General features: G+C 64.0%; 18 protein-coding genes and 1 tRNA gene. All 19 read left to right on the top strand.

Going from position 1 to position 20,316, the window contains the following annotated elements:
- Positions 1–143: 143 nt before the first annotated feature.
- The 19 genes from ABHM97_RS04215 to ABHM97_RS04125 all read left to right on the top strand — a co-directional run bounded on the left by ABHM97_RS04215 (position 144) and on the right by ABHM97_RS04125 (position 20,257).
- Positions 144–1,250 (top strand): BMP family lipoprotein, encoded by a 1,107-nt coding sequence (locus ABHM97_RS04215; protein WP_416404368.1) that lies wholly within the window; start codon positions 144–146, stop codon positions 1,248–1,250.
- Between the two features lie 127 nt (positions 1,251–1,377).
- Positions 1,378–2,895 (top strand): ABC transporter ATP-binding protein, encoded by a 1,518-nt coding sequence (locus ABHM97_RS04210; protein WP_235519248.1) that lies wholly within the window; start codon positions 1,378–1,380, stop codon positions 2,893–2,895.
- A complete protein-coding gene (locus ABHM97_RS04205) occupies positions 2,888–4,228 on the top strand; it encodes an ABC transporter permease (protein ID WP_349469715.1) in 1,341 nt (446 codons plus the stop codon). Before ABHM97_RS04210 ends, ABHM97_RS04205 begins: the two co-directional genes overlap by 8 nt.
- Positions 4,225–5,514 (top strand): ABC transporter permease, encoded by a 1,290-nt coding sequence (locus ABHM97_RS04200; RefSeq protein ID WP_235519257.1) that lies wholly within the window; start codon positions 4,225–4,227, stop codon positions 5,512–5,514. The genes ABHM97_RS04205 and ABHM97_RS04200 overlap by 4 nt, the downstream gene beginning before the upstream one ends.
- A 2-nt stretch (positions 5,515–5,516) precedes the next feature.
- Positions 5,517–5,921: a cytidine deaminase gene (locus ABHM97_RS04195; protein WP_235519258.1), complete on the top strand. Its 405-nt coding sequence runs from the start codon at positions 5,517–5,519 to the stop codon at positions 5,919–5,921.
- On the top strand, positions 5,918–7,225 hold the full coding sequence (locus ABHM97_RS04190) for a thymidine phosphorylase (protein WP_349469714.1): 1,308 nt from the start codon (positions 5,918–5,920) through the stop codon (positions 7,223–7,225). Before ABHM97_RS04195 ends, ABHM97_RS04190 begins: the two co-directional genes overlap by 4 nt.
- 87 nt (positions 7,226–7,312) lie before the next feature.
- Positions 7,313–7,963: a DedA family protein gene (locus ABHM97_RS04185; RefSeq protein ID WP_349469713.1), complete on the top strand. Its 651-nt coding sequence runs from the start codon at positions 7,313–7,315 to the stop codon at positions 7,961–7,963.
- A gap of 193 nt (positions 7,964–8,156) precedes the next feature.
- Positions 8,157–8,840, top strand: coding sequence for a DedA family protein (locus ABHM97_RS04180; RefSeq protein WP_235519744.1), 684 nt, complete (start codon positions 8,157–8,159; stop codon positions 8,838–8,840).
- Between the two features lie 36 nt (positions 8,841–8,876).
- A complete protein-coding gene (locus tag ABHM97_RS04175; RefSeq protein WP_235519261.1) occupies positions 8,877–10,019 on the top strand; it encodes an adenosine deaminase in 1,143 nt (380 codons plus the stop codon).
- Positions 9,997–10,686 (top strand): MazG nucleotide pyrophosphohydrolase domain-containing protein, encoded by a 690-nt coding sequence (locus ABHM97_RS04170; RefSeq protein WP_349469712.1) that lies wholly within the window; start codon positions 9,997–9,999, stop codon positions 10,684–10,686. Before ABHM97_RS04175 ends, ABHM97_RS04170 begins: the two co-directional genes overlap by 23 nt.
- Positions 10,687–10,802: 116 nt before the next feature.
- Positions 10,803–12,083, top strand: coding sequence for a phosphopyruvate hydratase (eno, locus tag ABHM97_RS04165; RefSeq protein WP_235519264.1), 1,281 nt, complete (start codon positions 10,803–10,805; stop codon positions 12,081–12,083).
- A 131-nt stretch (positions 12,084–12,214) separates the two neighbouring features.
- Positions 12,215–12,958 carry an FtsB family cell division protein gene (locus ABHM97_RS04160; RefSeq protein WP_349469711.1) on the top strand — a complete coding sequence of 248 codons (744 nt, stop codon included), beginning with the start codon at positions 12,215–12,217 and terminating at the stop codon, positions 12,956–12,958.
- Between the two features lie 67 nt (positions 12,959–13,025).
- Positions 13,026–13,739 carry a DUF501 domain-containing protein gene (locus ABHM97_RS04155; RefSeq protein WP_349469710.1) on the top strand — a complete coding sequence of 238 codons (714 nt, stop codon included), beginning with the start codon at positions 13,026–13,028 and terminating at the stop codon, positions 13,737–13,739.
- The gene (locus ABHM97_RS04150) at positions 13,736–14,692 is read left to right on the top strand and encodes a Ppx/GppA phosphatase family protein (protein WP_349469709.1); all 957 of its coding nucleotides are present in this window, start codon (positions 13,736–13,738) and stop codon (positions 14,690–14,692) included. Before ABHM97_RS04155 ends, ABHM97_RS04150 begins: the two co-directional genes overlap by 4 nt.
- On the top strand, positions 14,689–16,077 hold the full coding sequence (locus tag ABHM97_RS04145; RefSeq protein WP_349469708.1) for a S8 family serine peptidase: 1,389 nt from the start codon (positions 14,689–14,691) through the stop codon (positions 16,075–16,077). The genes ABHM97_RS04150 and ABHM97_RS04145 overlap by 4 nt, the downstream gene beginning before the upstream one ends.
- Before the next feature lie 38 nt (positions 16,078–16,115).
- Positions 16,116–17,570, top strand: a complete 1,455-nt coding sequence (locus ABHM97_RS04140) for an NAD(P)/FAD-dependent oxidoreductase (RefSeq protein WP_235519274.1) — start codon at positions 16,116–16,118, stop codon at positions 17,568–17,570.
- Positions 17,571–17,659: 89 nt separating this feature from the next.
- Positions 17,660–18,580, top strand: a complete 921-nt coding sequence (locus tag ABHM97_RS04135) for an N-acetyltransferase (protein ID WP_349469707.1) — start codon at positions 17,660–17,662, stop codon at positions 18,578–18,580.
- A 21-nt stretch (positions 18,581–18,601) separates the two neighbouring features.
- A tRNA-Leu gene (locus ABHM97_RS04130) sits at positions 18,602–18,675 on the top strand.
- Positions 18,676–18,898: 223 nt separating this feature from the next.
- Positions 18,899–20,257, top strand: coding sequence for an ABC transporter substrate-binding protein (locus ABHM97_RS04125; protein ID WP_349469706.1), 1,359 nt, complete (start codon positions 18,899–18,901; stop codon positions 20,255–20,257).
- Positions 20,258–20,316 lie beyond the last annotated feature (59 nt).

Here is a 20,316-nt window from a genome sequence, read left to right as displayed (position 1 = left end):
TTAGGACACTAGTGTTGTTTCCATCAATGCGCCTAGGCGCAGCTGCGAGCATCAGTGAAAACAGAATTTCTGCCTCAGGTATAGGAAACGGACACTCATTGACCATCCGTCGTAGCGCCAATCACTTTCTTCCTGGAGGAAAATTGAAGAAACCACTGCGTGCCACCCTGAAGCGCGGTTCAATGGCCGGTGTTGCAACCGTCGGCGCAGCAGCGCTCCTGCTGACCGGCTGTGGCCAGGCTCCCGACGCCGGATCCGGTGCCGCCACCAAGAGCGACTATGTGGGATGCATCGTCTCCGACTCCGGTGGATTCGATGACCAGTCCTTCAACCAGTCCTCTTTCGAAGGCCTCAAGAAGTCCGAGAAGGACCTTGGCATCACCATGAAGTCCGCCGAATCCAAGGCCAACAGCGACTTCGAGACCAACCTCAACGGCATGATCTCCGCTGGCTGCAACCTTACGGTCACCGTCGGCTTCCTCCTGGGCGATGCCACCAAGGCCGCTGCAGAGAAGAACACTGACAAGCACTTCGCGATCATCGACTACACGTACGAGACTCCGATCGCCAACGTGAAGCCGGTTGTCTACGACACCGCGCAGGCCGCCTACCTGGCCGGCTACGCTGCTGCGGCCACTACCAAGACCGGCAAGGTTGGTACCTTCGGCGGCATCAAGATCCCCACGGTCACCATCTTCATGGACGGCTTCTACGACGGCGTCCAGGCCTACAACAAGGCAAAGAACAAGTCCGTCCAGGTTGTCGGCTGGGACAAGAAGACCCAGGACGGCTCGTTCACGGGAGACTTCGAAAAGCAGGACACCGGCAAGCAGGTCACCATCAACCTGCTGGACCAGGGTGCGGACATCGTGATGCCCGTTGCCGGCCCGGTCGGCAAGGGTGCAGGCGCTGCGCTGAAGGAAGCCAAGGCAGCCGGTAAGGACGTCAAGCTCATCTGGGTTGACTCCGATGGCTACCTCACGGCTCCCGAGTACAAGGACCTCATGCTGACCTCCGTGGTCAAGAAGATGGACGAAGCTGTGGAGACCGTGGTGAAGGACGACAAGGACGGCAAGTTCAGCAACACGGCCTACGTTGGCACGCTGCAGAACGACGGCGTTGCCATTGCTCCGTTCCACGATCTCGACTCCGCTGTTTCCGCTGACACCAAGAAGGAACTCGATGCCCTGAAGGCGGACATCGTCTCCGGCAAGCTGGTTGTCGAATCGGCAGCGAGCCCCAAGAAGTAAACAATTCCTGAACGCGCCGCCAGTACCGTGCCCCGGTACTGGCGGCGCGTTTTTGCCCTGACTAGGCTGAACCCAAGCCACGGCTTGTGGGCAGTAAAGTCCCTCGGACTCACAGAACGGTGGAGTTGTGAAACTCGAATTGAAGGGGATCTCGAAAGCCTTCGGGACCTTCTACGCCAACCAAGACATTGACCTCGTGGTCGAATCCGGACAGATCCATTGCCTCCTGGGCGAAAACGGGGCCGGCAAATCGACCCTCATGAACGTGCTCTACGGGCTCTACGAGCCCACTGCCGGCCACATCCTGGTGGATGACAAACCCGTCAGCTTCCGCGGCCCCGGCGACGCCATGGCGGCGGGCATTGGCATGGTGCACCAGCACTTCATGCTGGTTCCCGTCTTCACGGTCGCAGAAAACGTGGCCCTCGGCGCTGAACCAACAACATTCGGCGGCGTCCTGAGCATCGACGAAACCCGCAGGAAGATCCGGGAGATCTCCGACAGGTACGGTTTCGATGTTGATCCCGACGCCCTCGTTGAGGACCTCCCCGTAGGGGTCCAGCAGCGCGTTGAAATCATCAAGGCACTGGTGCGCGAAGCCAAGGTGCTCATCCTCGACGAGCCCACGGCAGTGCTGACACCCCAGGAAACCGATGAACTCCTGGACATCATGCGGCAGCTCAAGGCGGGCGGCACGTCCATTGTCTTCATTTCGCACAAGCTCCGCGAAGTGAAGGCTGTTTCGGACGTCATCACCGTCATCCGCCGCGGCAAAGTAGTTGGCGATGCTCCTCCCACGGCATCCGCTACCGAGCTGGCCTCCATGATGGTGGGCCGGCCTGTCAGCCTGAGCCTGGACAAAGCACCGGCACAGCCGAAGGAAACCACGTTCGTCGTGGAGAACCTGACCGTGCGTGCGGCCAACGGCACCAACGTGGTGGATGGCATCAGCTTCGACATCGCCCAAGGTGAGATCCTCGCCGTCGCCGGCGTCCAGGGCAACGGCCAAACCGAACTGACGGAAGCGATCCTGGGCGTGCAGGAGCACGTGACCGGATCCGTGACCCTGGACGGCAAGCAGTTGCTTGGCTTGCCGGTCAAGGATGTGCTGCGGTCCGGCGTCGGCTTCGTCCCGGAGGACCGCACCGTGGACGGACTCGTGGGTCCGTTCTCGGTGGCCGAGAACCTGGTGCTTGACCTCTACGACCAGGCCCCGTTCGCCAGTGGCATCAGCATGAAGCCCGCCAAGGTCGCCGAGCACGCCAAAGCCAAGATCGAGGAGTTCGACATCCGGACCCCTTCGGCCGGTTCGGCTGCAGGAACACTGTCCGGCGGCAACCAGCAGAAGGTCGTCATGGCGCGGGAACTGTCCCGCCCGTTGCGCCTGTTCATCGCAAGCCAACCCACCCGCGGCGTGGATGTGGGCTCCATCGAGTTCCTGCATAAGCGCATCGTTGCCGAGCGGGATGTCGGAACACCGGTGATGATCGTATCCACTGAGCTTGATGAAGTCATTGAGCTCGCAGACCGAATCGCGGTGCTGTACAAGGGCAAGCTCGTGGGCATTGTCCCCGCGGGCACTCCCCGGGACACCCTCGGCTTGATGATGGCCGGCGTCGGCCCGGAAGGAGGCTCAGATGACTGAGAAGGATCAGGCTCAGAGCGATCAGACCCCCGCTGAATCCACGGCGGAAGTACGTGCCGCGGACGTCTCGCTTGATACTGCCGGCGGAATGCTGGAACCGTCCATTGTTCCGGTGTCCTCCCAGAGCGGAGACTCGGGCCACCAGCAGGGCAGCGTCATGCGCCGCATCGTTATGGGCAACGGCTTCGTCTCCGTCCTGGCGGTCATCGTCGCGCTCTTCCTGGGTGGCCTGCTGATTGCCAGCACGGACAGCCAGGTCGCCAAGACCGCAGGCTACCTCTTCGCCCGGCCCACGGACTTCCTGAGTGCCTTGTGGGCTGCGATGACCGAGAGCTACGGCGCACTCTTCCAAGGCTCCGTTTTTAGTCCCCGCGAAGGCTTCAAGCCCATCCTGGAGACCATGACCGTTGCCACCCCGCTGATCTGTGCGGGCCTCGGCGTCGCCTTGGCGTTCCGTGCGGGCCTGTTCAACATCGGTGCCCAGGGGCAGATCATTATCAGCGCCACCCTGGCGGCTTACGTGGGCTTCGCATGGCACCTGCCGTTCGGCCTGCACCTGCTGGTGGTCCTCATCATGGGTGTCTTGGGCGGCGCAGTGTGGGGTGCGATCGTTGGCATCCTCAAGGCCCGGACCGGTGCGCATGAGGTAATCGTGACCATCATGCTGAACTACGTGGCGTTGTTTCTGTTGGACTTCCTCCTGAACACGGCGGCATTCCGCCGTCCGGGGGACAACAGCCCCATCTCGCCGCGCCTTGACGAGTCGGCCACCTACCCTGTGCTCATCCCGGGCTCCAGGCTCCACCTTGGCTTCCTCGTGGCAGTGGCACTGACCTACGGCGTGTGGTGGCTGCTCAACCGGTCAACCATCGGCTTTGAATTCCGTGCCGTCGGTGCGAACCCCGTCGCGGCAAGGACCGCCGGCGTGAAGGTATCCCGCGCCACCATCCTGGTGATGGCCATGGCCGGCGCGTTAGCTGCGTTCGGCGGCGTCGCCCAGGTTGCCGGTACCGAAAAGGTACTGACAGGGGGCGTCGCAGCCCAGATCGGCTTCGATTCCATCACCGTGGCCCTGCTTGGCCGCAGCACGCCGTGGGGGACATTCTTTGCTGGCTTGCTGTTCGGTGCGTTCCGCGCTGGAGCCGTGCAGATGCAGATCCAGACGGGCACACCCATCGATATCGTGCTGGTGGTGCAATCGCTGATTGTCCTGTTCATCGCGGCGCCGCCGCTGATCCGGTCCATCTTCAGGCTTGAACCCAAGAAGAAGACCAAGACACCCAAAGCGGCCCCGAAGGCTGCCCTTGCCAACGCCACCGGAGGTGCCAAGTGAGCGCTACGACCACCGCTCCCAGGGCGGGAGCAACAGCCCTGCCTGCGTTCAGGCCGTCCATGAAAGTCCCCATCTCACTTGGCGTCCTGGCGCTGATAGCCCTGGTCTTCTTTGGATTCCTGGGCCCGGACAAGACCGCCGAGATGAAGATCAGCGACTCCGGGGATGCCGTAGTCGTGCCGGCCTTGATGATCCCGGGCCAGGTGGGCGGGGTTGTCCTGGGCATTCTCCTGCTCGCCATGGCGGCCTACTCGATCTATTTGTGGACGCGGGGGGAGCGCTCACCGAAGTGGCTGCCTATCGCGTTTGCCGTGGTGTTCGTGTTTGCCTTGCTGGTGTGGATCGTGGCAGGTGCACGCCAGCCGTCCATCTCGTTGGCCGGCCTCGTCGCCGGTTCGGTGACGCTGGCCGTACCCTTGGTTTTCGGTTCGTTGTCGGGCGTCCTGTGTGAGCGGGTCGGCGTGGTCAATATCGCCATCGAGGGCCAGCTCCTGGGTGGCGCATTCACCGCGGCCTTGGTGGCAACCATTACCGGCAGCCCCTACATCGGCCTGATCGCTGCCGCTGCCGCAGGTGCCGCAGTGTCCATGGTCCTGGCCGTGTTCAGCATCAAATACCTGGTCAACCAGATCATTGTTGGCGTGGTGCTCAACGTCCTGGTCTCCGGGCTCACCGGCTTCCTTTTCGGCACCCTGATGGTGCCCAACAAGGAGCAGTTCAACACCCCGGGCCGCCTGGACATCCTTCCGATCCCGCTGCTTTCTGACATCCCCATCATCGGACCGATCCTGTTTGAGCAGTCCATCGCCGGCTACCTGATGTACGTCGCGGTGGCCGTGGTCTGGTTCGGCCTGTTCAAGACCCGGTGGGGGCTTCGCGTCCGTGCCGTCGGCGAACACCCGCAGGCGGCGGACACGTTGGGCATCAACGTCAACGCCACCCGGTTCTGGAACGTCACCCTGGGCGGTGCCATCGCCGGTATCGGGGGTGCGGTGTTCACGCTGGTCACCATCGATTCCTTCACCAAGGACATCTCCGGTGGCCGCGGCTTTATCGCCCTGGCAGCGCTGATCTTTGGCCGGTGGAACCCGATCGGTGCCTTCCTGGCTTCGCTGCTGTTCGGCTTTGCCTACAACCTGCAGTCCATCCTGGGCATCATCGGTACTCCCGTTCCGAGCCAGTTCATGGCCATGCTGCCGTACCTGGTGACCATCTTCGCCGTCGCCGGTTTGGTGGGTAAGTCGCGGCCACCGGCCGCAAGCGGCATACCGTACGTGAAGGGTTGACCATGCCGGCAAGCAACGTCGACTGGGGCGCCCTGGAAGATGCCGCGAAGCGGGCCATGGAGCATGCCTACGCGCCATATTCGAAGTTTCCGGTGGGGGCTGCGGCCCTTACCGAGGACGGGCGGATTATCAGTGGCTGCAACGTGGAGAATGCCAGCTATGGCCTGACCCTTTGCGCAGAATGTGCTCTCGTGGGACAGCTCCATATGACCGGTGGCGGCAGGATCGCCGCGTTCTACTGCGTGGATGGCCAGGGCAACGTCCTCATGCCGTGCGGGCGTTGCCGCCAGCTGCTCTACGAATTCCGGGCACCGGGCATGCAGCTCATGACAACGCAGGGCATCAAATCCATGGACCAGGTGCTGCCTGACGCCTTTGGTCCCGAACATTTGGAGGAAACCGCGTGACCACAGAAGCGTTTGACGCCGTCCAGATTATTTCCATCAAGCGGGACAAAGGGACGCTGACTCCCGAGCAGATCGACTGGACCATCGATGCCTACACCCGTGGTGTGATCGCCGATGAACAGATGGCGGCCCTGAACATGGCCATCCTGCTCAACGGCATGGATCGCGCCGAGATTTCGCGGTGGACATCTGCCATGATCGCCTCGGGCGAACGGATGGACTTTTCGTCGCTGACAACGCCCGACGGCGGCCGGAAGGCTACCAGCGACAAGCACTCCACCGGTGGAGTCGGGGACAAGATCACCCTGCCGCTGGCACCGCTCGTGGCGGTCTTCGGCGTCGCGGTCCCGCAGCTCTCGGGCCGCGGCCTGGGCCACACCGGCGGCACCTTGGACAAGCTCGAGGCCATTCCCGGCTGGCGGGCCAACTTGAGCAATGACGAGATCATGGCACAGCTCCAGGACGTGGGTGCGGTTATTTGCGCAGCCGGTTCCGGGCTCGCGCCGGCGGACAAGAAACTGTACGCGCTGCGCGACGTCACGGGGACCGTGGAAGCCATTCCACTGATTGCCTCGTCGATCATGAGCAAGAAGATCGCGGAAGGCACTGGCTCGCTGGTGCTGGACGTCAAGGTGGGTTCGGGCGCATTCATGAAGGATGAGGCACGGGCACGGGAGCTGGCTGAGACGATGGTGGCTCTGGGGAAGGATGCCGGAGTCCACACCGTGGCACTGATCACCGACATGTCCACTCCGCTGGGCCTGACCGCGGGCAACGCGATCGAGGTTGAGGAGTCGGTGGAGGTCCTTGCCGGCGGCGGTCCGGAAGACGTCGTCGAACTGACTGTCCGGTTGGCCGAGGAGATGCTCGCCGGTGCGGGCATCCACGACGCCGATCCGGCAGCCGCCCTCAAGGACGGCCGGGCCATGGACGTGTGGAACAGGATGATCGAAGCCCAGGGCGGGGATCCCCGGGCTGCACTGCCTGTGGCCAAGGAATCCGAGGTTGTCTACGCACCCGCTGACGGCATCCTGATGGAGCTGGATGCGCTCTCTGTGGGTGTCGCCGCTTGGCGCCTTGGTGCCGGACGGGCCCGCAAGGAGGACCAGGTCCAGGCCGGAGCAGGCGTCCGCTTGCATGCCAAGCCGGGTGCCCTGGTGCGCGCCGGCGAGCCCCTGATGACGCTGCTCACGGACACCCCGGAAAAGTTCGACCGCGCCAAGGAAGCACTCCAGGACGCGATGGTGATTGCGCCCGAGGGATCACGTCCGGCGCATCAGCTCATCATCGACCGCATCGCCTAGGCTTAATTGTTCCGGGCTGGCCCTCAGGATCAGCCCGGACAATGGAGTCATCCGGCGCTACGGTGAGCCGGCTACCTTAAGGACACAGTGCAGGGCATCAACGATTTCATCCTCGCCGCGGCAGGGCAGCCTTGGGTGTTGTTCCTGGTGTTGGCCTGCTGCGTGATCGATGGCTTCTTCCCACCGATCCCCAGCGAATCGGTGGTGGTGGGCCTGAGCGCCGTGTCCGGCAGCAGCGGTGTGCCCAATGTGTGGCTGCTGGGCTTCATGGCGGCCCTGGGGGCTTTCGCGGGGGACAACATCGCCTACCTTATTGGCCAACGCATTGGCATCCAGCGCTGGCGATGGATGCGTACGCCACGGATGCAGGGCGCCTTCCTCTGGGCGGGCAAGGAACTCCGACGTCGGGCAGCCTCCCTGATCATGGTGGCGCGGTTCATCCCAATCGGGCGGGTGGCGGTCAACCTGACAGCGGGTGCCACGAAGTTCAATCACCGGCGCTTCGTCGGCCTGACGGCCATGTCCGCGATCCTGTGGGCCTCGTATTCCGTGGTGCTTGGCTACTTCTTCGGAGTGTGGTTCGAGCACAACCATCTGTTGGGCGCAGTAATAGCGATCGTCGTAGCCGTGATCCTGGGCGTCATTATTGATCGCATCATCAGCAGGGTCCGCGGATCCGTGCCGCTGGACCGAAAAAACATTCCCGGGGAAGGCGCTCCACCTCCACCCACGGTATGACGTGGGCGGCTCCCCAAGATCAGTCCCGCGGCTGACGCAGGAACGAGCAGTGCACCGGTAGCGTTAAACGCGTGATCCCAAGGCTGGGACGTAGCGAACGACGTCCCGGCCGTGGGACACTAATAGCGACTTTGGTCACAGTGTCAAGTCATATTCATCTAGGAGCTACCACCGCGTGGAGTCTTTGAACCAAATGCTCGAGCATGCAGCCGGGCAGCCCTGGATTTACCCGGTACTCCTTGTCTTCTTCTTTATTGACGGATTTGCCACCATCCTCCCCAGTGAAACGGCCATCGTTGGCCTCTCGGCGCTGTCCCTTCACAGCGGAGAGCCCAACCTGTGGATCCTCGGGGCTACAGCACTGATCGGTGCCATGGCGGGCGACAACATGGCCTACATGCTGGGCCGTAAAATCGGCCTCACCCGCTGGAAGTGGATGCGACGACCCAAAGTCCAGAAGATGTTCGCCTGGGCCCAATACGAGCTGGATAAGCGCGGAGCGGTCCTCATCTTCACGGCTCGCTACATTCCGTGGGGACGCGTCGCGGTGAACTACGTTGCGGGACAGACCGGCTTCCGCCACCGGACCTTCTTCCTCCTGGACGCCTTTGCGTGCGTCACGTGGGTGGGATACTCCATCGGCATCGGCATCCTCGCGGGCCAGTGGGTACACAACAACCCGCTGCTCGGTGTGGGCATTGCCGTGGCATTCGCGGTGGTCCTGGGCATCGTGGTGGACCACGCATTGCGCTGGTGGCACAAGTACTTGGAGAAAAAGGATCATGCCCGCGAGGCAGCGGCACCTGCGCAGGCACCCAAGCCGGACTCACAACACAACGCGGTTGCCGGCGTCGACCTCTCCAAACCGACCGGCTAAGCGGCCTCCACTTGCCGGTGGGACTAGTCTTAGTACGTGACTGAGCCCATACTTGACGCCGCCCCTGCCCTTGACTTCGACCTGAAGAGCCTGCCAAAGGTTTCCCTCCATGATCACTTGGACGGAGGACTCCGCCCAGGCACCATCATTGAACTGGCCGAAGCCGTCGGCCACACCCTGCCCTCCACCGATCCCGTGGCATTGGGCGCCTGGTTCCGCGAGTCCGCCGACTCCGGCTCGCTGGTCCGCTACCTTGAAACGTTCGACCACACCATTGCCGTCATGCAGACCAAGGAGGGCCTGTTCCGGGTCGCCAAGGAATTCGTGGAGGACCTCGCCGAGGACGGCGTGGTCTACGGTGAAGTCCGGTGGGCTCCTGAGCAGCACCTCCAGAAGGGCCTGACCCTCGACGAGGTGGTGGAGGCCGTCCAGACCGGCCTCGAAGCCGGTGTTGACGCGGCCGAGGAGCGCGGACAGCAGATCCAGGTAGGACAGCTGATCACCGCCATGCGCCACGCTGACCGCGGCCAGGAGATCGCCGAGCTCGCCGTCCGTCACCGGGCCAACGGCGCCGTCGGCTTCGACATTGCCGGCGCAGAGGACGGTTTCCTGCCGTCCCGCTTCAAGGATGCCTTCACCTACCTCGCCGAAAACAACTTCCCCGCAACCGTCCACGCCGGTGAAGCTGCGGGCCTGGACAGCATCCAGTCGGCACTGGTTGACGGCCGGGCCCTGCGCCTCGGCCACGGCGTCAGGATCGCCGAGGACATCTCGGTTGAGTTCGAGGACAACTCCGACGACGACGGCGAGGACGTGATCGGCATGGTCACCATCGGCAGCGTGGCCGCCTGGGTCCGCGACCGCGGCATTGCCTTGGAGGTCTGCCCGTCATCGAACCTGCAGACGGGTGCGATCGCAAGCTTCGGAGAGGGCATCGAAAGCCACCCCGTGGACATGCTGTTCCAGCTCGGTTTCAATGTGACCATCAACACGGACAACCGGCTCATGAGTGGCGTCACCCTGACGGACGAGTTCGAGCTCCTGGTGGAAACGTTCGACTACGACCTCGACGATTTGCTCGAGCTCACCCTCAACGCAGCAGAGGCAGCCTTCCTGCCGCTGGACGAGCGTGAAGCCCTGGTCGAGTACATCAACGATGCCTACGCCAACCTCGCCTGATTCTCCCCTGAACCAGCTGCTGGGCAGCGTCGCCGCGCTCCGGGAGCATTGTCCCTGGATGGGGGCGCTGACCCACGAGTCACTGGTGGAGTATTTGATCGAGGAAGCCTACGAAGTGGTGGACTCGATCGAGGCCGGCGACTCACCCGTGAGGGACGGCGAACTCCGCGGCGAGCTGGGCGATGTACTGCTTCAGGTAGTACTTCACGCCCGGCTCGCCGAGGAGCGCGGCAGCTTCACCTTCGACGACGTAGCCCGGTCCATCAACGCCAAGATGGTCCGGCGCAACCAGCACGTCTTCAAGGCCGACGGTTCCCTGCAGGAGAGTTTCCCGGCCAGTGTCGAGGAAATCATCGTGAAATGGGACGCCGCAAAACGGGCCGAGAAGCCCGAACGGACGGACCCCTTCGAGGGCATTCCGCCGCACCTTCCTGCGTTGGCAGCGGCGCAGAAGTCCTTGGACAGGGCCGTCCGTTCGGGGCTGGACGTCGACGCGGAAGGCGCGCTGGCCGCCGTCGGACTTCCTGCTGTTCCGGCCTCGGAAGAGGCGCTTGGTGAGTTGCTGCTCGCCATCGTCGCCGCGGCCCGGGAGGAAGGACTCGACGCCGAACGGGCCCTCCGCGCCACGGTTCGATCGTTTCAGAACGACCAGGCCCAGGGTTCATGACGTGAAAGGTTGGAAGTCGTTCCGTAACCTGAGCCACTCTGGACTACGCTAGTAGCGACGAGGACGTTGAGAATTTCCCTCCTCATTCCTGTAATTTGCCCATAAGGAGCACATCCATGGCGCTTATCGATGCCATCCACGCACGCGAGATCCTTGATTCCCGCGGAAACCCGACCGTTGAAGTTGAGGTCCTGCTCTCCGACGGCCAGATCGGCCGCGCAGCAGTTCCGTCCGGTGCTTCCACCGGTGAGCACGAAGCTGTCGAACTCCGTGACGGCGACAAGGGCCGTTACCTCGGCAAGGGTGTCCAGAAGGCCGTTGACGCAGTCATCGACGAGATCTCGCCGGCCCTGATCGGCTTCGACGCCACAGACCAGCGCAGCATCGACCAGGCCATGATCGACCTGGACGGCACCCCCAACAAGGGCAAGCTCGGCGCCAACGCCATCCTGGGTGTTTCCTTGGCCGTGGCCAACGCCGCAGCAGCTTCGGCCGACCTGCCGCTGTACAAGTACCTCGGCGGCCCCAACGCCCACGTGCTGCCCGTTCCGCTGATGAACATCCTCAACGGTGGTTCGCACGCCGACTCCGACGTGGACATCCAGGAATTCATGATCGCCCCGATCGGTGCCGAGACTTTCTCCGAAGGCCTGCGCTGGGGCGTTGAGGTCTACCACAACCTCAAGTCCGTCCTCCAGGAAAAGGGCCTCTCCACGGGCCTCGGCGACGAGGGTGGCTTCGCTCCCAACCTGCCGTCCAACCGTGCGGCACTTGACCTGATCACCGAAGCCATCAAGAACGCCGGCTACACCCCGGGCACGGACATCGCCCTGGCCCTGGACGTCGCATCTTCGGAGTTCTACAAGGACGGCGCCTACCAGTTCGAAGGCAAAGCCCTCTCGGCCACCGAGATGAGCGCTTACTACGCCGAGCTCGTTGCCGACTACCCGCTGGTTTCCATCGAGGACCCGCTGGACGAGAACGACTGGGAAGGCTGGAAGACCCTCACCGACACCATTGGTGACAAGGTCCAGCTGGTGGGCGACGACCTCTTCGTCACCAACCCGGTCCGCCTGCAGCAGGGCATCGACGCCGCAACGGCCAACTCCCTGCTGGTCAAGGTCAACCAGATCGGTTCCCTGACCGAAACGCTCGACGCCGTTTCGCTGGCTCAGCGCTCCGGTTACACCACCATCACCTCGCACCGCTCCGGCGAAACCGAGGACACCACCATTGCTGACATCGCCGTTGCCACCAACGCGGGCCAGATCAAGACCGGTGCCCCGGCCCGCTCCGAGCGTGTCGCCAAGTACAACCAGCTGCTGCGCATCGAAGAAGAACTCGACGACGCCGCACGCTACGCCGGCCGCAGCGCGTTCCCGCGTTTCAAGGGCTAGCATTCCGCGAAAACAGCTGACCGGTGGCTATGGTGGAAAGACCATGGCCACCGGTTCTGTTTAACGCTGGCCACCTCAAACAAGCAAGCGCAGCAACCCGCCAGGCAAGCACCGGGCATTACAGGAGTGTCATGGCTACCCGTCGTCCGAAGGTACCCAGGGCCGACGCCTTGGGCTCCGGCTCCAGCGCAGCCCGGCCGTCCACCCCGGCTCCCCGTCCCGAGGCGGCCGGGGCAGCAAGCCCGGACAAGGGCGGGGCCGACGTCATCAAGGCAGAGTTCGGTGTCACCCGCACCGCTTCGAAACCGACGACGACGGCGACGCCCGCCAAGGCGGCCGGCAGCGGCAGCAAGAGCCCAAAGAAGCCCACGGAGTCCGGGAAAGCCCCCGCCACCGGAAAGAAACCGGCTGCCTCGGCCAAAGCTGTGTCCGGCGGCCCGGGACGGTCGACCCCGTCTGCCAAGGACGGGCGTGAGGCCGATCCCGTTCCTGCGAAGGCATTCTCCGGTCGAATGCTTGCGTTGGCCGTGGTCATGATTGCAATCACCATCATGTTGGCTCCCACGGTGAAGATCTTCCTGGAGAAACGTGCCGAGATTTCGGCGTTGGAGGGCGAAATCGCCAGCCGCAAGGCCGAGCAAACCGAGCTGAACAAACAGATCTCACGGTGGCAGGACCCCAACTATGTGAAACAGCAGGCCCGCGACCGCATTAACATGGTTATGCCGGGTGAAACGGGCTACTGGGTGTTTGGCGGGCAGGAAGCCGCTGGCACGCCGGGTGGCCGCACCGGCTCCGGCTCGTCTGCAAACCCGGAGAATCTGCCATGGGTGGATGCTCTTTGGGAGTCAATCAGACGGTCGGCAACTGACTAGAAGCGGCGCCCACCGCCGTCGTTCCCGCCTGGGACACGACTAACGGGCAGGAAGGTTGGCAACGCACGTGGAAGAGTACACGGCAGCCCTGCCCCAGGAATCCCGCCAGCCGTCGGCACACGATCTCGAGGTCCTCAGCCGCCAGCTCGGCAGGCCGGTCCGGGACGTCGTTGAGATCCCCGCGCGGTGCGTCTGCGGCAACCCGCTGGTTGCGGCCACAGCGCCCCGGCTGAGCAATGGAACACCGTTTCCCACGACGTTCTACCTGACCCACCCGGTCATCACCTCCGCGGTGTCGCGGCTGGAAGCGGGCGGGCTCATGAACCGGATGAACGACCGGTTGACCGAGGACGGGGAACTCGCCGAGTCCTACCGCGGGGCACATGAGGCGTATCTCCAGGCACGCAACGATATTGCCGACCGTTCCGGAACCGGGGCCGTGCCGGAAATCGATGGCATCTCCGCTGGTGGCATGCCCACCCGGGTCAAGTGCCTGCACGTGCTGGTGGGTCATTCCTTGGCTGCCGGATCCGGCGTGAACCCCTTGGGGGACGAGGCCTTGGAAGCCATCTCCGAGTGGTGGACCAAGGACCGCTGCTACTGCGACGGCGCCTGGGATACGGCGGGGGAGGCCCCTTCCCGTGATCTCAGCCGCCATGGTCCGCAGGGCCTGCCCGACATCGTGGGCCGGCCCGCACCCGTGCGGAAGCCGAAAACCGACACTGCCGGCGAGCAGTCCGGCCGTGAGCAGGCCGGCAGTGAGCAGGAGGGCACAGCATGAGCCGCGTCGCCGCGATCGACTGTGGAACCAATTCCATCCGCCTGCTCATCGCGGACACCGCGGCCCAGGGAGCTCCAGGGCCCTTGACGGACGTTGTGCGCGAAATGCGCGTAGTGCGGCTCGGGCAAGGCGTTGATGCCACCGGCGAACTCGCCCCGGAAGCCCTGGAACGCACGTTCGCTGCCGCTGGGGACTATGCAGGGCTCATCAGGGAACACGATGCCGGGCGTGTCCGTTTCGTGGCCACATCGGCAACCCGCGATGCCCGCAACCGCCAGGTTTTCGTGGACGGGATCCGGGAGCTGCTGGGCGTCGAGCCTGAAGTGATTTCCGGAGATGAGGAAGCCGCGCTCTCGTTCGCGGGGGCCAGCAGCGTCCTTCCCGCAACGGGTGAGGACGCCATCCTGGTCGTGGACCTGGGCGGTGGCAGCACCGAATTCGTCCTGGGGGACTCCACCGGGGTGATTGCTGCCCGTTCCGTGGACATTGGATGCGTGCGTCTGACGGAACGCCACCTTCGCAGCGATCCGCCCACTGCCGCGCAGATCGCCGCAGCAGAGGCCGACGTCGATGCCGCCCTTGCGCTTGCAGCCCAGGCCGTGCCGCTGAACCGCGCCACCGCCGTCGTCGGCGTTGCCGGGTCGATCACCACCATCACCGCGCACGCGCTGGGGCTCAGCGAATACCGGCCGGACCAGATCCATGGTGCCTCCCTGGACCTGGAAACCATCAGCGACGCCGCCACCAACCTCCTCGAAATGACCCGCGAGGAACGGGCGGCGCTTCCCTACATGCACCCCGGGCGCGTGGATGTCATTGGTGCCGGTGCCTTGGTATGGCGCCGCATCCTGGCGCGCCTGGCCGAGGTCAGCGACGGTGCCATCAGTGCCGCTGTTTCCAGCGAGCACGACATCCTGGACGGCATTGCGCTGAGTATCCGGGGAGCCGAATGACGTTGCGACGCCGCTCCCTTTCGGTTGCGCTGGCCAGCACCCTGGCTGGCGGGACCCTCGCGGGTGCGCTGCTCACGGCTCCGGCCGCCAACGCCGATGCCTGGCGTGACAAGGAGTTCTGGCTCAAGGACTCCGGGATCACCAACGCCTGGCAGGTTTCCAAGGGAGCAGGCGTCAAGGTCGCGGTCATCGACAGCGGCATCGACGGCAGCCATCCCGACCTCAACGGCGTCGTGGTCGGGGGCACCGATGTATCCGGTGCCGGGGCACCCAACGGGCAGAAGAGCATTGGCGCCAAGACCGAGCATGGGACGTTGGTGGCAAGCATGTTGGCTGGCCGGGGACACACTACGCCCACGGCCTCGCCTTCAGCATCCGCCTCCGCGCCTCCCGCTGCGCCGCCTACCACCCCTCCCGCAGGCGGGCCTGACGGAATCGTAGGTGTCGCGCCTGAGGCGCAGATCCTTTCGGTCTCCACCTGGCTCGGCTCCCCGAACCCAGGCGGCAAGACGGACCAGGAACAAATCCCGGACGCTGTTCGCTGGGCCGTGGACAACGGCGCCAAAGTCATCAACATATCGCTGGGCAGCACCTCGCCGGACTGGCCACAGAGCTGGGACGCGGCGTTTCTTTATGCCGAGCAAAAGGATGTTGTCATTGTGGCCGCCGCCGGTAACCGGGTTGGCGGCAACATCCAGGTCGGCGCCCCCGCCACCATCCCCGGTGTCCTGACCGTCGCCGGGCTTGACGGCGAGGGACGCGCCAGCGTGGACTCCTCCTCCCAGGGGATCAGCATTGGGGTGGCGGCCCCTGCCGAAAAGCTGGTGGGTGCGATGCCGGGCGCGGGCTACGCCGAGTGGGCCGGCACGTCCGGGGCGGCACCGATCGTCTCCGGTGTTGCCGCACTGATCCGTTCCAAGTGGCCTGAGATGAGCGCCAGCCAGGTCATTAACAGGATCGTCAGCACGGCAAAGGACGCAGGTGCTCCGGGTAAGGACCCGCTGTACGGGTACGGCATCCTCAACGCGGAAGCTGCCCTCAAGGATGATGTGCCCGCGGCGGCCAGTAATCCCTTGGGCTCCATCGCGGACTGGATCCGTGTCCATCGCCGCGGAGATCTCAGCGTGCCGTCGCAGGCACCGGTCGCGAGCCCTACCAGCGCCGCGCCCACCTTGGCTGATCCCACCGTTCCGGCAGCCAAGACGCCGGCGACCATGGATGACGCACTCCCTGCCGCCGTCGTCCTGGGTTTTGGCGGCCTTTTTGTCGCGCTGATCGTTGGTGCCGCGATTCAACTCCGAAGGGTTTCCAAGCGTCCCGGTCCGGTGGTGGAGGAGGCCGAAACCGGAGTGATGGAAGCGGTGGATCCACCCGGCAAAAAGTAGTTAGTGAAGATTTTCACAAAGTGTTGTACTCTGGACTCATGGCAACCACCCCTGAGCTCATTGACCGTCCCCGGGTCCTCGTCGTCGGCGGCGGTTACGTCGGCCTGTACGTAGCCCTCAAACTGCAGAAGAAGATCGCGAACGCGGGCGGCATCGTCACCGTCGTCGATCCCCTGCCGTACATGACCTACCAGCCCTTCCTTCCGGAAGTTGCAGGCGGCAACATCGAGGCACGCCACGCCGTCGTCTCGCACCGTCAGCACCTCAAGCAGACTGAGCTCATCCAGGGCCGCGTCACCAGCATCGACCACGCCAACCGCACCGCGGTCATCGCCCCGGCCGATGGCGGCGAGAACTTCGAAATCCCGTACTTCGACGTCGTTATGGCCGCTGGCGCCATCACCCGTACGTTCCCCATCAAGGGCCTCGCGGACAAGGGCATCGGCCTGAAGACCATCGAGGAAGCTGTTGCACTGCGCAACAAGCTCCTCGAGCGCATCGAAGCCGCTTCCACCATGACCGACCCCGCAGAGCGCGCCAAGGCCCTCACCTTCGTGGTTGTCGGCGGCGGCTTTGCCGGCATCGAGTGCCTCACCGAAATGGAAGACCTCGCCCGCGCCGCAGTGCGCAACAACCCGCGCATCCGCCAGGAAGAAGTCCGCTTCATCCTGGTCGAAGCCATGGGACGCATCATGCCCGAGGTCACCGCTTCGCAGGCAGAATGGGTTGTGGAGCACCTCCGTAGCCGCGGCATCGAAGTTCTCCTCAACACCTCCCTGGACAGCGCCGAGGGTACCCTCAAGCTCATCAACCTGCCGGACAAGACTCCGGCACAGGAAGTTGAAGCGGACACCCTGGTCTGGGCTGCCGGCGTGCAGGCCAACCCGATGATCCGCTCCACGGACTTCCCGCTGGAACCCCGCGGCCGCGTCCGCGTCCTCCCGGACCTGCGCATCGCAGGCGACGAAGGCATCGTGGAGAACGCCTGGGCCGCTGGCGACATCGCCGCTGTTCCGGACCTCACGGGCAAGGGCCTGCCGGACGGCACCTGCGTCCCCAATGCCCAGCACGCTCTTCGCCAGGCCAAGAAGCTCGCCAAGAACCTTTGGGCTTCCCGCTGGGACAAGCCGCTGCACGACTACAAGCACAAGAACCTTGGTGCTGTGGCCGGCTTCGGCGAGTGGAAGGGTGTTGCAAACATCAACCTGCTCGGCCGTATCGGCCTCAAGGGCGGCCTCGCCTGGCTGGCACACCGTGGTTACCACGGCATGGCGATGCCCACCGTGGAGCGCAAGTTCCGCGTGGTCTTCGGCTGGATCCTGGCCTTCTTCGCAGGCCGCGACACCACGCAGCTGATCGACCTCGACAACCCGCGCGGTGCCTTCGTGGCCGCAGCAACGCCGGCCCCGAAGCCTGCAGCTGCCCCGGCACCCGCCGAAGCCAAGCCCGCTGCCGAGGAAGCCAAGACTCCGGTAACGGCTGACGCCAAGTAGTACACGCACGACGGCGGCCACCCCCTGAGCGGGAGTGGCCGCCGTCGGCGTTTAAGCGGCCGCGATTTCGCGGCCCCTAGACTGGTGGCATGCCCGGTGAAACCGACCTGAAAACCCTCCTGCAGTCCCTGCATCCCGTGGTCCGCGACGGTGAGTACGTGTACGCGCTGTGGCCGCACGGGCGTCCCCTGGAGGGCGGGGTGGAGGCGGCTGTGCGCGAGGCCGAAGGACTGACCGTCGTCCTGCGAAGGGACGAAGCCGATCGGCTGGGCCTCACCTACGATTTCGTGGCCTCGTGGATCACCCTCCAGGTCCACTCCGCCCTCGAAGCCGTAGGTCTCACAGCAGCGGTCAGCGCGGCCCTGACGCACGCGGGAATCAGCTGCAACGTCCTCGCTGGATTCCACCACGACCACCTGTTGGTGGCGGCTGCTGATACGGGCCGTGCCATGGAGGTGCTCCAGTTGCTGTCCAGGGGAGTGGTGCTGCGTTCGGAAAGGCCGGGGGACAGGGCTGAGATCCTGGACCTGACGGCCCGCGCATTCTCCGTCTCTCCCGTGACAGGTGAGCCGGTCGAGGGAACGCCCGTTGAGGTTGGCTTGCTGCGGGAGCTTTTCGAATGCAGCGGATACATTCCCGAACTCAGCCTTGTTGCTGAGATCGGTGGGGAGATCGTGGGTCATGCCATCTCAACAAGGGCTTGGATCGACGAGCTGCCAGTCCTGGGTTTGGGCCCCATTGGTGTGCTGCCCACGTTCCAACGGCGCGGCGTCGGAACGGCGTTGATGCGTGAAACGACAGCGCGGGCAACAGCCTTGGGGGAGCGCGGTATAGCGTTGCTCGGCAGCACCGCCTACTACCCTCGTTTCGGTTATGTGCCGGCCTCGTCACTGGGCGTTGATGCGCCGGAGGCGGCATGGGGCGCGCACTTCCAGTTGCTGCCCTTGCCGGAATGGCCCGACGGCGTTCGGGGCACCTTCCGCTACGCCGAACCCTTCAACAGGCTGTAGCTGGGATACCATGGTGCGGGCGCCCCAGTAGCCCAATTGGCAGAGGCAGCGGACTTAAAATCCGCGTGTTGTGGGTTCGAGTCCCACCTGGGGCACGGCGGAAGGTGAGAGCTGTTTCTCCCTTCCGCGGACGCGGGTGCCGGGTTCGGCGCCATTTCCCAGCAACCTCGTAGATTTCCCACAGGCAACGAGTGTTATAGGGATGTGACCTGAATCACTTATGTTCGCCGATCAATTGCATTAGTTTGAGTCTTAATCAGGAACACCTGAGTAATCGCATCAAAGGCAGTTCGCACCTTTCGATCGAGGAGACAACGAATGTTTGATCTTTCCCCAGCGGCGCCCCGAGCCGCCAAGCTAACCGCGCTTGGCATTGGGGTCGCTCTCTTGGCCACAGCTTGTGGTGGGTCTTCGACTCCAACACAAACTGGGTCGTCATCCGCCGCGTCCGCAGCAGGAATTTCCTGCCCGGCGCCCAGTGCGGGGGCGGGAGCCGGCAACAGCGCGGCTGCCACCAACTCTGGACCTGTACCTCCCTCGACCACTACTACTTCCACGCCGCTCAAGCTTGGATCGCTCCTGCCGACAACGGGGTCGCTGGCGTTCCTTGGCCCACCGGAAATCGCCGGTGTGAACCTCGGCATCAAGGAAGTCAACGACGCCGGCGGCGTCCTGGGTGCTCCCGTATCCGTGGTCCACCGCGACTCCGGTGACACCAAGACCGACATCGCCACGCAGTCCACCACGGCACTCCTTGGACAGGGTGTCAGCGCCATTATCGGTGCTGCCTCCTCCGGTGTTTCCAAGACCGTCATCAACCAGATCACCGGTGCCGGTGTCATCCAGTTCTCGCCTGCGAACACGTCGCCTGACTTCACCACGTGGGACGACAAGGGCCTCTACTGGCGTACTGCACCGTCCGACGTCCTGCAGGGCAAGGTGCTCGGTAATTACATGGCCACCTGTGGAGCCCAGACCGTTGGCATGATCGTCCTCAACGACGCTTACGGAACCGGCCTGCAGAAGAACGTCAAGGAAGCCTTCGAGGCAGCCGGCGGAAAGGTTGTGGCCGAGGAACTCTTCAACGAAGGTGACTCGCAGTTCAGCAGCCAGGTGGACAAGGTACTGGCCGCCAAGCCGGACGCCATCGCACTGATCACCTTCGACCAGGCCAAGAGCATCGTCCCGCTGATCACCGGCAAGGGCATCAAGCCCACGCAGCTGTTCATGGTCGACGGCAACACCTCTGATTACAGCAAGGACTTCCAGCCGGGTACCTTGAAGGGCGCGCAGGGAACCATTCCCGGCACGTTCGCCAAGGATGACTTCAAGAAGAAGCTCCTGGCAATCGACCCGGCCCTGAAGGACTACAGCTACGCAGGTGAATCCTACGACGCCGTGAACCTGATCGCCCTGGCCTCCGAGGCGGCCAAGAGCACCAAGGGCACCGACATCGCAGCCAAGCTGAAGGAAGTTTCTGAAGGCGGCGAGAAGTGCAACAGCTACGCAGCCTGCGTTACCCTGCTCCGCCAGGGTAAGGACATCGACTACGACGGCCAGTCCGGTCCAGTCACGTTCTCCGACGCCGGTGACCCCACCGAGGCGTACATCGGTATCTACCAGTACCAGGATGACAACACCTACAAGCCGGTCCGCGAAGAGTTCGGCAAGCTCTAAGCTCTGAGACGGTAGCAAACGCAACAGGTCCCCTTCCTCCCGGAGGAAGGGGACCTGTG

Origin of the sequence: Paenarthrobacter sp. CAP02 (assembly GCF_040137855.1) — a bacterium.
GTDB lineage: Bacteria > Actinomycetota > Actinomycetes > Actinomycetales > Micrococcaceae > Arthrobacter.
This window is presented reverse-complemented; position numbering and strand designations above follow the sequence as displayed.

What these genes read in the sequence shown, in the direction of transcription:
- eno (WP_235519264.1), top strand. Translation starts at nt 10,803, where the DNA reads ATGGCGCTTATCGATGCCATCCACGCACGCGAGATCCTTGATTCCCGC.
- ABHM97_RS04180 (WP_235519744.1), top strand. Translation starts at nt 8,157, where the DNA reads ATGCTCGAGCATGCAGCCGGGCAGCCCTGGATTTACCCGGTACTCCTT.
- ABHM97_RS04135 (WP_349469707.1), top strand. Translation starts at nt 17,660, where the DNA reads ATGCCCGGTGAAACCGACCTGAAAACCCTCCTGCAGTCCCTGCATCCC.
- ABHM97_RS04125 (WP_349469706.1), top strand. Translation starts at nt 18,899, where the DNA reads ATGTTTGATCTTTCCCCAGCGGCGCCCCGAGCCGCCAAGCTAACCGCG.
- ABHM97_RS04170 (WP_349469712.1), top strand. Translation starts at nt 9,997, where the DNA reads ATGCCTACGCCAACCTCGCCTGATTCTCCCCTGAACCAGCTGCTGGGC.
- ABHM97_RS04140 (WP_235519274.1), top strand. Translation starts at nt 16,116, where the DNA reads ATGGCAACCACCCCTGAGCTCATTGACCGTCCCCGGGTCCTCGTCGTC.
- ABHM97_RS04205 (WP_349469715.1), top strand. Translation starts at nt 2,888, where the DNA reads ATGACTGAGAAGGATCAGGCTCAGAGCGATCAGACCCCCGCTGAATCC.
- ABHM97_RS04195 (WP_235519258.1), top strand. Translation starts at nt 5,517, where the DNA reads ATGCCGGCAAGCAACGTCGACTGGGGCGCCCTGGAAGATGCCGCGAAG.
- ABHM97_RS04145 (WP_349469708.1), top strand. Translation starts at nt 14,689, where the DNA reads ATGACGTTGCGACGCCGCTCCCTTTCGGTTGCGCTGGCCAGCACCCTG.
- ABHM97_RS04150 (WP_349469709.1), top strand. Translation starts at nt 13,736, where the DNA reads ATGAGCCGCGTCGCCGCGATCGACTGTGGAACCAATTCCATCCGCCTG.
- ABHM97_RS04160 (WP_349469711.1), top strand. Translation starts at nt 12,215, where the DNA reads ATGGCTACCCGTCGTCCGAAGGTACCCAGGGCCGACGCCTTGGGCTCC.